This window comes from Mesorhizobium sp. LSHC420B00, assembly GCF_000503055.1.
In the GTDB taxonomy this organism is placed as follows: Bacteria; Pseudomonadota; Alphaproteobacteria; order Rhizobiales; family Rhizobiaceae; genus Mesorhizobium.
Genome location: NZ_AYVY01000017.1, coordinates 48,065 through 64,109 on the forward strand (window position 1 = coordinate 48,065; position 16,045 = coordinate 64,109).

At 62.0% G+C, this 16,045-nt stretch carries 11 protein-coding genes and 2 pseudogenes; 9 read left to right on the top strand and 4 right to left on the bottom strand.

Features of this window, described 5'->3' with window-relative positions; translation table 11 throughout:
• Nucleotides 1-2 precede the first annotated feature (2 nt).
• Together X760_RS61140 and X760_RS76510 are read left to right on the top strand one after the other, a co-directional pair.
• Nucleotides 3-341 (top strand): STAS/SEC14 domain-containing protein, encoded by a 339-nt coding sequence (locus tag X760_RS61140; RefSeq protein WP_023720498.1) that lies wholly within the window; start codon nt 3-5, stop codon nt 339-341.
• Between the two features lie 348 nt (nt 342-689).
• Nucleotides 690-1,088, top strand: a complete 399-nt coding sequence (locus tag X760_RS76510) for a hypothetical protein (protein WP_023720500.1) — start codon at nt 690-692, stop codon at nt 1,086-1,088.
• 58 nt (nt 1,089-1,146) lie between these two features.
• Here X760_RS76510 and X760_RS61150 read toward each other — a convergent pair.
• Nucleotides 1,147-1,583 (bottom strand): annotated as a pseudogene (locus X760_RS61150) (Lrp/AsnC family transcriptional regulator).
• Nucleotides 1,584-1,711: 128 nt separating this feature from the next.
• Here X760_RS61150 and rocF point away from each other — a divergent pair.
• A complete protein-coding gene (gene rocF / locus X760_RS61155; protein ID WP_023720501.1) occupies nt 1,712-2,632 on the top strand; it encodes an arginase in 921 nt (306 codons plus the stop codon).
• Between the two features lie 3 nt (nt 2,633-2,635).
• Nucleotides 2,636-3,703 carry an ornithine cyclodeaminase gene (locus tag X760_RS61160; RefSeq protein WP_023720502.1) on the top strand — a complete coding sequence of 356 codons (1,068 nt, stop codon included), beginning with the start codon at nt 2,636-2,638 and terminating at the stop codon, nt 3,701-3,703.
• 16 nt (nt 3,704-3,719) lie between these two features.
• Here X760_RS61160 and X760_RS77285 read toward each other — a convergent pair whose 3' ends face one another.
• Entirely contained in the window at nt 3,720-3,881 is a 162-nt protein-coding gene (locus X760_RS77285; RefSeq protein WP_023720503.1) for a hypothetical protein, read from the bottom strand.
• A gap of 271 nt (nt 3,882-4,152) precedes the next feature.
• Here X760_RS77285 and X760_RS61165 point away from each other — a divergent pair, with 271 nt between their 5' ends.
• From X760_RS61165 to X760_RS61175, 3 genes are read left to right on the top strand one after another with little or no spacing between them, the layout of a single operon-like run.
• Nucleotides 4,153-6,102: a PrkA family serine protein kinase gene (locus X760_RS61165; RefSeq protein WP_023720504.1), complete on the top strand. Its 1,950-nt coding sequence runs from the start codon at nt 4,153-4,155 to the stop codon at nt 6,100-6,102.
• A 19-nt stretch (nt 6,103-6,121) separates the two neighbouring features.
• The gene (locus tag X760_RS61170; RefSeq protein WP_023720505.1) at nt 6,122-7,444 is read left to right on the top strand and encodes a YeaH/YhbH family protein; all 1,323 of its coding nucleotides are present in this window, start codon (nt 6,122-6,124) and stop codon (nt 7,442-7,444) included.
• A complete protein-coding gene (locus tag X760_RS61175; protein WP_023720506.1) occupies nt 7,444-8,982 on the top strand; it encodes a SpoVR family protein in 1,539 nt (512 codons plus the stop codon). The genes X760_RS61170 and X760_RS61175 overlap by 1 nt, the downstream gene beginning before the upstream one ends.
• 767 nt (nt 8,983-9,749) lie before the next feature.
• On the opposite strand, the gene X760_RS61185 is transcribed toward X760_RS61175, so the two are convergent.
• Together X760_RS61185 and X760_RS61190 are read right to left on the bottom strand one after the other, a co-directional pair.
• A complete protein-coding gene (locus X760_RS61185) occupies nt 9,750-9,995 on the bottom strand; it encodes a hypothetical protein (protein ID WP_023720508.1) in 246 nt (81 codons plus the stop codon).
• Nucleotides 9,996-10,044: 49 nt separating this feature from the next.
• A complete protein-coding gene (locus X760_RS61190; protein WP_023720509.1) occupies nt 10,045-12,045 on the bottom strand; it encodes a protein-L-isoaspartate(D-aspartate) O-methyltransferase in 2,001 nt (666 codons plus the stop codon).
• A gap of 299 nt (nt 12,046-12,344) precedes the next feature.
• Here X760_RS61190 and X760_RS61195 point away from each other — a divergent pair.
• Both X760_RS61195 and X760_RS61200 read left to right on the top strand, forming a co-directional pair.
• A pseudogene (locus X760_RS61195) lies at nt 12,345-14,832 on the top strand (phosphoketolase family protein).
• Complete coding sequence (locus tag X760_RS61200; RefSeq protein ID WP_023720510.1) at nt 14,832-16,013, top strand: acetate/propionate family kinase; 1,182 nt, start codon at nt 14,832-14,834, stop codon at nt 16,011-16,013. Before X760_RS61195 ends, X760_RS61200 begins: the two are co-directional and overlap by 1 nt.
• Nucleotides 16,014-16,045 lie beyond the last annotated feature (32 nt).

Genomic DNA, 16,045 nt, shown 5'->3' on the forward strand with positions numbered 1-16,045 from the left:
TTTTGGCAGGGAACATCCGCGAATGGCCCGAGTTTGTTTCAGGCAGCCAGCCAATCCCGGCCATCGAAGCGAAACTGAGCGACCACAAGGACATCGGCGTCCTGACTGACCTTACCGATTTCGAAGACATGACGGCTGGCGCCTTGCGGTGCGACCTGCAGTATGGGTTGCGCAAACTTGCCGAGCTCCACCGCTTCAAACGTGCCGCCGTGATTTCCGACAAGCAGGGGATCAAGGCAGCAACGGAAATGACGGACGCACTGTTTCCGCAAATCGAGGCGCGGGTGTTCCCGGAGGACGAGAAGGCCCAGGCCCTGAAATGGGTAGCGGCCGTACAATAGCGGCGTTGCCTGCAGGAGTGATTACGGAAATGGCCTTGCCAACCGTTTACGACAAACGACAGGATCCGGAAGGCCTTTGGGAGGTCTATGACAGCGAGAGTGACGAGGCCGTCGTGGTCGGCGGATTTGCCGCTTTCCGATCTCGACGAAAGCGAAGCCGGTGAAGCGATTGAAAAGCTCAATCGGGGCGAGCTGACGTCGGACAACATCCCCGAGACGGTTCGGTCGGGGTGGCCTCCGATCAAGGACGGATTGTGATGACAACCGGACGGACGTCACCGAGGGTCGCGGATCTACGGCGAGGCCTTGACGCCTAGCTCGTGGGCCTTGTCCTCGAAATCGTCGCGAATGTCCTCGATCGTCGGCAGATGCAGGCGCGCAACTGGGCGTGCAACTTTTGGCAGCGTCGGAATTCAGGTCGCGCTTGAAATTGGTCGCGGCCTCCTCGGCCGAGCTGTAGCCGCGATAACGCTCAATCTCGGCCTTCGTGGCCTGCTGGACATGTTCGAGCGTCTTGCGCTCGGCATCGGGTTTTCCGTCGGGTTTGGCCCGCATGACCGGATTGAAGGCTTTGCTGATAACGAATTCGACGAGTTCCTGCTGGGCGTGAGCCATGCTTGTTCTCCCTCGAAGAAGGCCTGTCCGGGCATGGAACGGTTTCGCGGAAACGCTGAACCGCTTAATCTCTTTGTTTTGACGCAATTCCGAACGGAAAATCGTTCCACGCTTTTCCTGGAATTGCTCTAACCGCGGCGGCAATTGACGGTTCCGTAGCTTCGTTACCGCTACAGGTCACGGGCGAAGGTCACAGCCGCGCTTTGGTGGTGCGCGGCGTTGCCAGGAGCAGGCTTATTTCGCTGCCGGTAATTCCGGGGATCAGGCGGATACGTCTCAGCACCGCATCGAACTCGCTCAGCGTCTGGGTTCCGAGTTCTATCACCAGATCCCAACGGCCATTGGTGGTGTGGATCGTCGAGACCTCGGAGAAGCCGCCCAGCGCCCGGATGACGCGATCTGCGGCATGGCCTTCGATTTCGATCATCATGATGCCACGCACCCGCTGATCGACTGCGTCGGCGCGTAGAATGACTGTGTAGCCGACGATGACGCCGTCTCTTTCAAGTCGCTCGATCCGGGACCTTACCGTTGCCCGGGAGACACCCAGGCTAACGGCAAGGTCGGAAATGCTGCGCCGGCGTCATGCCGCAAAGAGGTGATGATCTGCTCGTCGAGCCGGTCCATGATTGCTCACAACGGAAGTAGATGCTGCCACTATGATAAGGCACTTCAACAAATTTGCCAATTTGACATGTTCATTCTGCCAGCGATGCGGGCTTCACTAAAGCATCGCAATTTGGTGGGGTATGAGAATGCATTGCACGATCGTTGGGGCTCCGATCCAGGCGGGCTCAGGCAGGATGGGCTGCGAGATGGGGCCGAGCGCGCTGCGCACGGCCGGTCTGGCCGGCGCGCTGACCGAGCTTGGCCATACGCTGACCGACCTCGGAACGATTGTCCCTGCCGACATGCGCCCTGTCGTACACGGCAACGCGGTGGTGAAGGCGCTGCCGGAAATCGCCGCCTGGACGGCAGCGATCAGCGAAAGCGCCTATGCCGCGAGCGCCGACGCAATGCCGATCTTTCTCGGCGGCGACCACAGCATTTCGGCCGGCACGCTCGCCGGCATTGCTCGCCGGGCGGCGAAGGCCGGCCGGCCGCTCTTCGTGCTGTGGCTCGACGCCCACCCCGATTTTCATACGCTCGACACGACGACCAGCGGCAATCTGCATGGCGTGCCGCTGGCCTATGCCAGCGGGCAGCCCGGCTTCGAGGGCTATTTCCCCCGCCTCGCGGCGCAGGTGGACCCGGCTCGCATATGCGCGCTGGGAATCCGCAGCGTGGACCTGGCGGAACGGGATGCGTTGCGCAGAGCCGGCGTGACGGTCCACGACATGCGTTCGATCGACGAGCACGGCATCGCGCAACTGCTTCGCGCCTTTCTCGAACGGGTGAGCGCCGCCAACGGCATGCTCCATGTCAGCCTCGATGTCGATTTTCTCGACCCGTCGATCGCGCCGGCGGTGGGCACCACCGTTCCCGGCGGCGCCACCTTCCGCGAGGCGCATCTGGCGATGGAAATGCTGCATGACAGCGGGCTCGTCACCAGTCTCGACCTGGTCGAACTCAACCCTTTTCTCGACGAGCGCGGCCGCACCGCCACGCTTTTGGTCGACCTGACCGCAAGCCTGATGGGCCGGCGGATCATGGATCGCCCGACGAGGGGGTTCTGAGCGATGACCGTCAATTTGAACATCGTTCCGTTCGTCAGCGTCGACCGCATGATGAAGCTGGTGCTTGCCATCGGCATCGAGCGCTTCCTGGTCGAGCTTGCCGCCTATATCGAAGAGGATTTCAGGCGTTGGGAGCTGTTCGACAAGACGCCGCGCGTCGCCTCGCACAGCATTGACGGCGTCATCGAGCTGATGCCGACCAGCGACGGGCAGCTTTACGGCTTCAAATACGTCAACGGGCATCCGAAGAACACGCGTGACGGCCGCCAGACCGTGACCGCTTTCGGCGTGCTTGCCGATGTCGGCAACGGCTATCCGATGCTGCTTTCGGAAATGACCATCCTGACTGCCCTGCGAACGGCGGCCAGCTCGGCGGTCGCGGCGAAATACCTCGCTCCCGGGGCCGCCAGATGCATGGCGATCATCGGCAACGGCGCGCAATCGGAATTTCAGGCTATTGCGTTCAAGGCGCTGCTTGGCGTCGACAGGCTGCGCCTCTACGATATCGACCCGGCGGCCTCGACCAAATGCATGAAGAACCTTGCCGGCATGGGTTTCGACATCAAGCTCTGCGCGTCGGCGCAGGAGGCCGTTGAAGGTGCACAGATCATCACCACGGTAACCGCCGACAAGCGATCGGCAACAATCCTGACCGACAACATGGTCGGGTCCGGCGTGCACATCAACGCGGTCGGCGGCGACTGCCCGGGCAAGACCGAGCTGCATCGCGACATTCTGCTGCGCTCGGATATTTTCGTCGAATATCCGCCGCAGACGCGCATCGAAGGCGAGAGCCAGCAGCTCGATGCGGACCATCCGATCACCGAATTGTGGCAGGTGATGACAGGAAAGGCAGCAGGCCGGACGGACGCCGGACAGATCACGCTGTTTGATTCCGTCGGCTTTGCGATCGAGGATTTTTCCGCGCTACGCTACGTCCGCGATCAGCTTCAGCGGACCGGCCTTTACGAGGAACTAGACCTTCTGGCCGATCCCGATGAGCCGCGTGACCTGTTCGGCATGCTGCTGCGCGCCGAAAAAGTGGCCGGGCTGGCGGTTGCCCGCAGCTGAGCTGCGATCCCGTCGGTCAGTCCTTCTTTTCCTGGTACAGGCGCTCGGTCGCGCGCTCGCTTTCCCTGCGCTCCGCCGGGCCGCGACGGCGCTGGGTGAGCAGGGCGTAGGCGATCAGGATTGCCAGCAGCAGTGGACCGCCTGCAACAACGAGCAACCACAAACTAGTCTCAAACATCGAACCGTCTCCTTTCCCTCACAACCGGGAAGGACCAGAACCGTTCCTCCGTCTTGTCGGAGGTCGCCCGCACCGCGTGGCGTGATTCAGGATTTTGTGCCTCGAGCAGGACGTTCCACGCCTTGTCGGCATGCAGGATGCTCTTATCTAGAGTCTTATCATTCGGTCACAGGCACTCTCTGCAAAGTGAAGGGAACCACAAGGGCTTTCCGACATTTGGTTGTTCAAGAGACAAACGTGCAGCCACACCGGCTCCGGGGCTAGGAATACCATGCGTGAGAATCAATCCGACGTCTTCGATCTGTTTTCCGAGGTTTACAAGAATGCGGCGCAGGAGGAGATAAGCCTCCAGCAATATCTGCTTGCCTGCCGCGAGGACAAGTCGATGTACGCCTCGGCGCCCGAGCGGATGGTCGAGGCGATCGGCGAGCCGACCTTTGTCGATACCAGCAAGGACGAGCGGCTCGGCCGTATTTTTTCGAACCGGACGATCAAGATCTATCCGACCTTCGCCGATTTTTACGGCATGGAGGATACGATCGAACGTATCGCCGGTTATTTCCGCTATGCCTCGCAAGGACTTGAGGAACGCAAGCAGATCCTCTATCTCCTCGGCCCGGTCGGCGGCGGCAAGTCCTCGCTTGCGGAGCAGTTGAAAAGGCTGATGGAGCAGCGTCCGATCTATACGCTGAAGGTCGGCGGCCAGGTCAGCCCGGTCTTCGAATCGCCGCTCGGGCTGTTCGACCCCGACCGCATGGGCGACCTTTTGGAGGACAAATACGGCATCGCCCGGCGGCGGCTGAACGGCCTGATCTCGCCCTGGGCGGCCAAGCGCCTCGACGAATTGTCCGGCGACATCTCCAAATTCAGCGTCGTCAAGCTGATGCCGTCCAGGCTTCGCCAGATCGGCATCGCCAAGACCGAGCCGGGCGACGAGAACAACCAGGACGTTTCGGCCCTGGTCGGCAAGGTCGACATCAGGCAGCTGGAAAACTTCAGCCAGTCCGATCCGGACGCCTATTCCTATAGCGGCGGCCTGAACCGGACGACGCAAGGACTGCTCGAATTCGTCGAGATGTTCAAGGCGCCGATCAAGGTGCTGCATCCGCTGCTGACCGCGACCCAGGAAGGCAGCTACAACGGCACCGAGAATTTCGGCGCTTTCCCCTATCAGGGCATCATCGTTGCCCATTCCAACGAATCGGAATGGCTGCAGTTCAAGAACAACAAGAACAACGAGGCGTTCCTCGACCGCATCCTGGTGGTCAAGGTGCCGTATTGCCTGCGCGTCACCGAAGAGCGGCAGATCTACGAGAAGCTGTTGCGCGAAAGCGAATTGGCCTCCAGCCCCTGCGCTCCGGAAGTGCTCGATATCCTCAGCCGGTTCACCGTTTCGACCCGCCTGGCCGAACACGACAATTCGCCGCTCTACACCAAGATGCGCGTCTATGACGGCGAGAACCTCAAGGAAACCGATCCCAAGGCGAAGTCGGTCCAGGAGTACCGAAACGCGGCCGGTGTCGATGAAGGCATGACCGGCGTCAGCACCCGCTTTGCCTTCAAAATCCTGTCGCAGACCTTCAACTACGACACCGAAGAGGTCGCCGCCGATCCGGTGCATCTGATGTACATCCTGGAAGAGGCGATCAAGCGCGAGCAGTTCCCGAAGGAAACCGAGGCGGACTATCTCGATTTCATAAAGTCGGAGCTCGCCACCCGTTATGCCGAGTTCATCGGCCACGAGATCCAGAAGGCCTATCTGGAATCCTACAGCGAATACGGCCAGAACCTGTTCGACCGCTACATCGCCTATGCCGATGCCTGGATCGAGGATCAGGACTTCAAGGATACCGATACCGGCCAGATCCTCAATCGCGAGGTTTTGGACAACGAACTGTCGCAGGTCGAAAAGCCGGCCGGCATCGCCAATCCCAAGGACTTCCGCAACGAAGTGGTGAAGTTCACGCTGCGCGCGCGGGCCAGAAACCACGGCCGTAACCCGTCATGGACAAGCTATGAAAAGCTGCGCGAAGTCATCGAGAAGCGGATGTTCGGGCAGGTCGAAGATCTGCTGCCGGTGATCAGCTTCGGCTCCAAGCAGGACAGCGTGACGGAGAAGCGGCATACCGAATTCGTGCAGCGGATGATCCAGCGCGGTTACACCGAGCGCCAGGTCCGCCGGCTGGTGGACTGGTACATGCGGGTGAACAAGGCGGGTTGAAGCCAGCCCGGGGTAACATATGCCGATCTTCATCGATCGCCGACTGAACCCGAAGGACAAAAGCCTCGGCAACCGGCAGCGTTTCCTGCGGCGGGCGCGCGAAGAGTTGAAGCGCACCATCCGCGATCAGATCCGCACCGGCAAGATCGCCGACGTGGACGCCGAGCATGCCGTTTCGATGCCGGCGCGAGGCACCGGCGAGCCGAGCTTCAACGATGCCCGGAACAGCGGCAGCCGCCAGCACGTCCTGCCCGGCAACAAGCATTTTGCCCCAGGCGACCGGCTGCCCAAGCCGGGCCAGGGCGGCGGCATGGGATCCGCCCCGGGGAGAACCGAATCGGAGGACGATTTCCGTTTCGTGCTGTCGCGCGAAGAGGTGCTCGACCTCTTCTTCGAAGACCTCGAACTGCCTGATATGGTCAAGCTCAACCTCAAGGAGATCCTCGCCTTCAAGCCGCGCCGGGCCGGCTTCGCCGCGACCGGCTCGCCGACCAACATCAATGTCGGACGCACGATGCGCAACAGCCATGGCCGCCGCATAGCGCTCAGGCGTCCCAAGCAGGAGGCGGTCGACGCTGTCGCGCAGGAGATCGCGACGCTGGAGGCCAAGCCGCAAAACGCCGAGATGCGGCAGCGCATCGTGGCGCTGCAGGAAGAGCTTGAGCGGCTGGAGCGCCGCCGCAAGCGGATCGCCTTTGTCGATCCGGTCGATATCCGCTTCAACCGCTTCGACGCCCAGCCGGTGCCGAACGCCAATGCGGTGATGTTCTGCCTGATGGACGTGTCCGGTTCGATGGGCGAACGCGAGAAGGATCTGGCCAAGCGCTTCTTCGTGCTGCTGCACCTGTTCCTGAAGCGGCGCTATGACCGGACCGAGGTCGTCTTCATCCGCCACACGCACGAGGCGCAGGAGGTGGACGAGGAAACCTTCTTCTACAACACCCAGAGCGGCGGCACGGTGGTTTCCACGGCGCTCGAGGAGATGCACCGCATCGTCGAGCAACGCTATCCCAGCCGCGAATGGAACATCTATGTCGCCCAGGCCTCGGACGGCGACAATTTCGTCACCGATTCCGAGCGCTGCATCGCCCTTCTCGACGAACAGATCATGCGGCTTTGCCAGTATTTTGCCTATGTCGAGATCCTCGACGAGCGTGAGAGCCACATCTTCGGCGCCACCGACAACGGCACGTCGCTGTGGCGTGCCTACAGTGCGGTCAAGTTGAGATGGTCGAACTTCCAGATGAGCCGCATCGCCACGGCGGCCGACATCTACCCGGTTTTCCGCCAACTCTTCGCCAGACAGCCGGGTTATCAAAAGAGCGGTGAAAGAGGGGGCTGATGGCGAGCAAATCCGGATTGCTGTTTTCCGGTTCCGACTGGGATTTCAGGACGCTGTCGCGCGCCTACGAGACCATCGAGGCGGTCGCCACCGAAGAGCTCCACCTCGACGTCTATCCGGTGCAGATGGAGATCATCTCGTCCGAACAGATGCTCGACGCCTATTCCTCTGTCGGCATGCCGCTGATGTACCGGCATTGGTCGTTCGGCAAGCACTACCTCTACCAGGAATTGCTCTACCGCAAAGGTGGGCGAGGGCTGGCCTACGAACTCGTTATCAATTCCAATCCCTGCATCGTCTATCTGATGGAGGAAAACACCATGGCCCTGCAGGCGCTGGTGACGGCGCACGCGGCGCTCGGCCATAACCATTTCTTCAAGAACAATTATCTTTTCCGGCAGTGGACGGACGCCGGCGCCATCCTCAGCTATCTCGACTTTGCCAAGGGCTATATTGCCCGCTGCGAAGAGCGGCACGGCGTCGATGCGGTGGAAGAGATCCTCGATGCCGCACATGCGCTGATGGAACAGGGCGTGTTCAGATATCACCGGCCGCCGAAGCTGTCGTCGGAAAAGCAGCGCGAGGGGATTCGCGAGCGCCTGGAATACGAGGAACGTTCCTACAACGATCTGTGGCGCACGCTGCCGCCTTCCAAGGACGGCACCAAGGTCCGCGAAACGGATACCATGACGGAGCGCAAGAAATCGCTCAAGCTGCCCGAGGAGAACCTGCTTTATTTCCTGGAGAAGAACAGCCTGATCCTGGAACCGTGGCAGCGTGAGGTCATCCGGATCGTCCGCGTGATCGCGCAGTATTTCTATCCCCAGCGGCAAACGCAGGTGATGAACGAGGGCTGCGCCACCTTCGTGCATTACACGCTGATGAACCTTTTGTTCGACCGCGGCCTGATCGGCGAAGGTGCCATGCTGGAAATCCTGCGCAACCATTCGAACGTGATCTTCCAGCCAGGGTTCGACGATCCGCGCTTTTCCGGTATCAATCCTTACGCGCTGGGTCTCGACATGATGCAGGACATCCAGCGCATCTCGACCGCGCCGACGGCTGAGGACCGCGACTGGTTTCCCGATATCGCCGGCAATGGCGACTGGCGCCAGACCTTGCTGGACGCCTGGGCCAACCATCGCGACGAGTCCTTCATCCGCCAGTATCTGAGCCCTACCCTGATACGGAAATGGCGGTTCTTTGTCCTTGCCGATGCCGCCAACGACCCGCATTACGAAGTCGCCTCGATACACAATGAGCGCGGCTACGAGAGCGTCCGCGCCGCACTCGCCCACAGCTACGACATCGGCGCCAGCCGGCCGGACATCCAGGTGGTGGACGTGGACCTGCTCGGCGACCGGCATCTGCGCCTGCAGCACAAGGTCAAGGACGGCATCGTGCTGGAAGGCGGCAGCCGTGACGCCACGCTGCGCCATATCCGCAAGCTCTGGGGCTACGAGGTCAGCATGGTCGCGGTCGACGCGCAGACCGGCGCCACACTCCACGAACGGTCGACCAGCCAGATCGGGGAATGACCGAACCGGCCTGCAGGGAAGTCGGGTGGCGTCGCCTTTACCGGATCACCAACCACGCTGTGGTCAGGGAGCAGGAACATGCGCGTATTGATGATCGCCGCCTTCTTCTGGTCGCTGTCANTTCAGACGTGTGCTCTTCCGATCTGGAGCAGGAACATGCGCGTATTGATGATCGCCGCCTTCTTCTGGTCGCTGTCACGATGGCGCTGTCGCTTGCGCACGCTTTGGAGTTGCCGGGCAAGTTGCGCCTCAAGGAGGCTACCTACAAATCAGTGCAGGCGATCTACTATCCCGGCTTCACGATCGGCGGGTTTGCCGAGATCGGCGGCATCATTGCACTCGCCATCCTGCTCTACCTGACGCCTTATCCAAGCGCTCGATTCTGGTGGACCTTGGCGGCGCTTGTCTTCCTGCTGGCGGAACATGCGACCTATTGGTTGGTCACGCATCCCGTCAATAATTTCTGGGTGCAAGACGTTGCCATGCCGCAATCAGCCGCGACGTTTTTTTCAATGTTTTCTCGAAAGCAGACCGGCGACTGGAGAGATTTGCGCAACGTCTGGGAGACTTCGCATGTCGCCAGGGCAGGCCTGGCGATGCTGAGCCTCGTCTCAATTGCTGTCGCCGCGACATTTTTTGCTGAATAGCGCCGAGGGGATCAAGGCGGCGCCCTCGTCCGCCAATTTGCGGCCACGAACGCTGCATCCGTCAGATCGGGGAACGGGAACCGGCGCCATACTGTCTTAACGTTAAGCGATCCCGCCGTTTCAGCGGTCGGCGCGATGCTTGTTGTGGGCGCTTTCCTGGTGCTCGCCGCGGATGATGTTGCGGTCGTCGGGATCGGCAATGTCCTTGGGGTCCGATCTGAGCTCGGCACCGCGCCGGAACGCCTCGCGCTCTTGCCTGGTCTTTTTCAAATCCGCTTCCGCGTCGAAATCCTTGCCAGCGTTTTTCGTGTTCTCGCGCTCTTCGATGATGCGCAATTGCTGCTCATGAGTCTTCTTTCCGGCCATTGGTGACGTCCTTCTTTCGATTTTCCGCTTCCCCCAGGGTCCAAATTCGCTACAGCCCGAAAGGATAGGTCTCGGGAAGGCCTGTCCCCGCATGTTCCGGCCCAAGCGGCGTCACGGCACTGGTTTCATCGAACCAGACGAAAGCATCGAACTGGCGGGCGAGCGAGGCATCCGCATAGTGGCTGTGCAACTCGGTCTCCGGCCGGTAGATAACGCCGATAAAGCGTTCCAGCCGGCGCTCCAGAAGCCGTTGGCGCAGCGTGTCGTCGCGCTCGAAATCGAGCAGGAAAGGCGAGACGCCGCTGTCATGGCAAAGCCGCTCATAGCTGTCGTTGTGGGAAGGACGAACCGGTTTCACTTCCATGTCGCCGTCCCAGTCGGTGGCGGCGGCCACCGTCCCGGAATGCGTGCTGAGCCCAATCAAGGCAACCTCGTCGCCAAAACGCTGGCGGCAGAGCTGGCCGATGTTCACTTCGTCTCTGACGATCCCCATCTCGGTATAGCGGGCATCGCCGATATGGGAATTATGTGCCCACACCACCGCCTTGGCGGCCGGGCCGCGGGCCTGCAGCAGGTGCTCCAGTGTTTCGAACATGTGGGTGTCGCGCAGGTTCCAGGACTGCGCGCCGCCGTAATACATGGTGCGGTAATAGCGTTCGGCGGAGGCGACCAGGCGGGCGTTTTGGGTGGCGTCGAGGAAATCGATGCCGTCCTGCTGCGCATAGTCGAGCTCTCTGGAAAGCAGTTCCCGGCATTGCTCGAGCACGGCCTTCTCGCATTTCTGGTAGCCGGAGGTGAGTGCGACACGGCCATAGGTGGCCGGGTCGTTCTGCCACGGCGTCAGGCAGCCATAGCGCTCGCGTGCGATCCTTGCCGCCTGCGGATCGATCCGGTCGAGATATTGCAAGACCGCCGCGATCGACCCGCCCATATTGTAGATGTCGAGGCCATAGAACCCGGCCCGCCGGGAGGATATCCTGATCCGCTCATTATGCTCTCGCATCCAGTCGACGAACGCCGCGACGTCGGTGTTGCGCCACATCCAGGTGGGAAAGCGCTGGAACGGCGGATCGGCGCCCGGCCGCGGTGGCCGGTGACGGACGTAGCGGTCGATCGCCGCGGCATCGGGCCAGTCGGCCTCGACCGCGACGATGGTGAAGCCATGCTTCTCGATCAGCCTGCGAGTGATCGCGGCGCGCGCGCGGTAGAACTCCGACGTGCCGTGGCTGGCTTCGCCGAGCAAGACGACGCGGCGGTCGGCAAACCGGTCGGACAGCGCACCGAAGGCGGGATCGTCGAAATCCGGAAGCGGTTCGGCGGCGGTCGCTATCATCTGCGGCAGGCTGCTTCTGCGCTGATGCCGGTGCGGAAGATCGGCCGCTATTTGGCTGTCGCTGCCTGGCTCGCCCCAGCCTTGCTCGCCGATCAGTGGAACAAACCGCACGCCGCCGAAATCCTCCTCGGTGTAAGTTGCTGCGCCAGTCCGGGTGACTTTGAGCAGGCGCTGCGAGTCGAATTCGTCGCCGACCGGGATGACAAGCCGGCCGGCGACGTCGAGCTGTTCTTGCAGGGCGAGCGGTGCGCCGGGCCCGGCGGCCGCAACCAGGATCGCATCGAAGGGTGCCGCCTCGGGCCAGCCCTTGGTGCCGTCGCCGGTGCGGACTTCGATATTGTCGTAGCCAAGCTTTTTAAACCGCTGCCTTGCCGTTTCAGCCAACGCGGCGTGGCGCTCGATCGTGTAGACGCGTTCGACGATCCGGCTCATTACGGCAGCCGCATAGCCCGAGCCGGTGCCAACCTCGAGGACGTGGTCACCGGCTCCGATCTCCGCCATTTCGATCATCAACGCAACGATGTAGGGCTGCGATATCGTCTGACCTTCGGCGATCGGCAGCGGCCCGTCCTCATAGGCAAATTCTTCAAAACCAGGCTCGACGAAAGCCTCGCGCGGCACCTCGCGCATCGCCTGAAGGACATTGCGGTCGCGAATGCCACGGCGGCTTAAGTGAATGTCGACCATTTGGTTGCGGGCATGGGAGAGATCGAGCATTTTTCTGCTCCTCCTATGGGCCTCCGCCACAATCGCCCAAGCTGCTCAAACGGCACTTTGGCCGGTCCATGTCCCAGGGCCTCGGCAGTCCGCCTGGATTCATACAATGCGGTGCACCTTCCTAACCGTTGGCAAGCCCCGAGGTTCCCCAAAGACCGACCCGCTTTTGTCGGGCTCGCCAGGTTGCAGGATCGGCAAGCGGCGCTGGCGGCCGCCCTAACTTATTTCGAGGCAAATCCTTTCTCCGGCGCGACGCCACCCCAGATAACGACGGACGAGGGTATTCCGGAGGCATTTCTATGAACGACGAGGCCCGCACCACTGCGCAAACAACCGGCCTTGACCAGATCGATGTGATGGACCGCTACTGGCGCGCCGCGAACTACATTTCGGTTGGCCAGATCTATCTGCTCGACAATCCGCTCTTGCGCGAGCCTTTGCTGCCCGAGCACATCAAGCCGCGGCTGCTCGGCCATTGGGGCACGACACCCGGCCTCAATTTCATCTATGTGCATCTGAACCGGATCATCCGTGAACGTGGTCTCGATGTTCTGTTCATCTGCGGTCCGGGTCACGGCGGCCCGGCAATGGTCGCGAACACCTGGCTCGAGGGGACCTACAGCGAGATCTATCCCGAGGTCGGCAAGGACGAAGACGGCTTGCGAAAGCTGTTCCGGCAGTTCTCGTTTCCCGGCGGAGTGCCGAGCCACGCGGCTCCGGAGACGCCCGGCTCGATCCACGAAGGCGGAGAGCTCGGTTATGCACTGGTCCATGCCTTCGGCGCCGCCTTCGACAATCCGAACCTTGTGGTCGCCTGCGTCGTCGGCGACGGCGAAGCCGAGACCGGTCCGCTCGCCGCGGCCTGGCATTCCAACAAGTTCCTGAACCCGGCATCCGACGGCGCCGTCCTGCCGATCCTGCATCTCAATGGCTACAAGATCGCCAGCCCGACGATCCTCGGCCGCATGGAAGACGAGGCGTTGCGCAGCCTGTTCCTCGGCTATGGCTACGAAACCTTCTTCGTCGAAGGTCATGAACCTGCTGCGATGCATCGGGAGATGGCCCGCACGCTCGATACCGTGCTCGACCGGATCCACTCCATCCAGGAGCCTGCACGAGCCGCGGGCTGGAAGGGAGAGCGGCCGCTGTGGCCGATGATCGTGCTGCGCAGCCCAAAGGGCTGGACTGGGCCGAAAGAGGTCGACGGTAAGAAGGTCGAGGATTTCTGGCGTTCGCACCAGGTACCGGTATCGAACGCACGCGGCGATGCGGCGCACCGCCAGATCCTCGAAGACTGGATGCGCAGTTACGAGCCGGAAAAACTGTTCGATAAAGGCGGCCATCTCCTGGCGGAGCTCGCGGCGCTGGCACCTACGGGGTCACGACGCATGGGCGCAATCCCCTACGCCAATGGCGGCCTGCTGAAACAGGACCTCGTGCTTCCCGACTGGAAAGGCCTGGCGCTCGACGTACCGCGTCCGGGCGGCACTGTGGGAGAGGCGACGCGCACGGTCGGAAGCTATCTTCGCGACGTGGTCCGCTTGAACGCCGAGGCCAGGAATTTCCGGCTGATGGGACCGGACGAGACATCCTCCAACCGCCTCGACGACGTGTTCGAGGTTACGGACCGCGTCTGGATGGAGCGGATCGAGCCCTACGACGTCCATCTTTCCCGTGACGGCCGCGTCATGGAAGTGCTCAGTGAACATCTTTGCCAAGGCTGGCTGGAGGGCTATCTGCTGACCGGCCGCCATGGCCTGTTCTCGTGCTACGAGGCGTTCGTCCACATTGTCGATTCCATGGTCAACCAGCACGCCAAATGGCTGAAGACCTCCGGCGAACTTGCCTGGCGCAAGCCGGTCGCCTCGCTCAACTACCTGCTGACCTCGCATGTCTGGCGGCAGGATCACAATGGTTTCAGCCATCAGGACCCGGGCTTTGCCGATTTCGTCGCCAACAAGAAGGCCGACACGGTCAGGCTCTATTTCCCGCCCGACGCCAACACGCTGCTGTGGATCACCGACCATTGCCTGAAAACCTACAACCGCATCAACGTCATCGTCGCCGGCAAGCAGCCGGCGCCGCAATGGCTGTCCGCCGAAGACGCGGAAGCGCACTGCAAGGCCGGTGCCGGCATCTGGGAATGGGCCGGGACGGTTGCCAAGGGCGAAGATCCGGATGTGGTTCTCGCTTGCGCCGGCGACGTGCCGACGCTGGAGACGCTTGCCGCAGCCGACATCCTGCGCTCAGGCATTCCGGACCTGCAGATCCGCGTCGTCAATGTCGTCGACCTGATGATTTTGCAGTCGAATTCCGAGCATCCGCATGGCTTTGCCGACGACAGATTCGACGCGCTGTTCACCAAAGCCAAGCCGGTCATCTTCGCCTATCACGGCTACCCCTATCTCATTCACCGCCTGACCTACCGGCGCGCCAACCACGACAACATGCATGTGCATGGCTTTCGCGAGGAAGGCACGACGACGACGCCGTNTGACCTACCGGCGCGCCAACCACGACAACATGCATGTGCATGGCTTTCGCGAGGAAGGCACGACGACGACGCCGTTCGATATGGTGGTGCTCAACCAGCTCGACCGCTATCATCTGGCGCTCGCCGCGATCGCGCGCGTGCCGGGGCTGGCCGAGCGGGCGAAGGATCTTGCCGCGGCGCTGCATGGGAAATTGGCTGACCACACGGCCTATGTCCGCGAACATGGCGAGGACATGCCCGAGATCCAGAAATGGTCCTGGCCACAGGACAGCGCGACGAGGGCCGGCGATTGATGCGACGATCGATCCTTGCGTTGAATGCCGGCTCGTCGAGCATCAAGTTCCGACTTTACGATCTTGCAGCGTCCGCCGAGCTGGATCTTGCCTCGCGCGGTTCACTGGATCTGGGCGATGCGCCAAGGCTGACCGCGAAAGCCGCCGATGGGGAGCTGCAGTGCGATCGGCCACTTGCCGCAGACGCATCACGCGACATGGGCATCGGCCAGATGCTGCAATGGATCGAGAACGAACTTGGCGGAAGGAAACTGATCGCCGCCGGACATCGCATCGTCCATGGCGGACGCGAGTTCGTCGAACCTGTCCGCCTGATGCCGACAATTATCGAGGCTCTCGACAGGCTGACGCCGCTTGCGCCACTGCACCAGCCGCGCAGCCTCGCGCCGATCCGGGCGCTTGCCGCGTTGCGACCCGACCTGCCGCAGGTCGGATGCTTCGACACGGCCTTCCATCGGACCATCGAGCCTCTGGTCAGCCGTTTCGCGCTGCCGCGCCACTATGAGGCAGACGGCATCCACCGCTACGGCTTTCACGGGCTTTCCTACGAATATGTCGCCGGCCGGCTCAAGCAGATATCGCCCGATCTGGCGGCGAAAAGAACCATCGTCGCCCATCTCGGCAACGGGGCGAGCCTGTGCGCCATGCGCGACGGGCGAAGCGTCGATACGACGATGGGCTTTTCGGCGCTTGACGGCCTGGTCATGGGCACACGCTGCGGCGCCATCGATCCGGGCGTGCTTTTGTACCTGCTATTGGAAAGAGGGATTTCGGGAGAGGCGCTGCAAGACATGCTCTACGAGGAATCCGGCCTGCTCGGCGTGTCCGGCATTTCCGGCGACATGCGCACGCTGGAAGCCAGCGACGACCGCCGGGCGCGCGAAGCGGTGGAGCTTTTCGCCTTCCGCGCCGCCAGGGAGATTGCCGCCCTCGCCAACACGCTGGGCGGGTTCGAATGCCTGGTGTTCACCGGCGGCATCGGCGAGCACTCGGCTCCGGCCCGCAAAGCGATTTGCGACAGGCTTGGCTGGCTCGGCGTGGCGATCGACGAGGCAGCCAACAGCTCCCATGCCGCGCTGATGAGCCAGGCGGAGAGCAAGGTCGAAGTCCGCGTCGTGGCGACCGACGAAGAAGGTGTCATCGCCCGCCACACGCGCAAGGTAATGGAGGGGCCCGGCTGATGCGGATGGCCTCGAATGACCCCGCTTGCGGC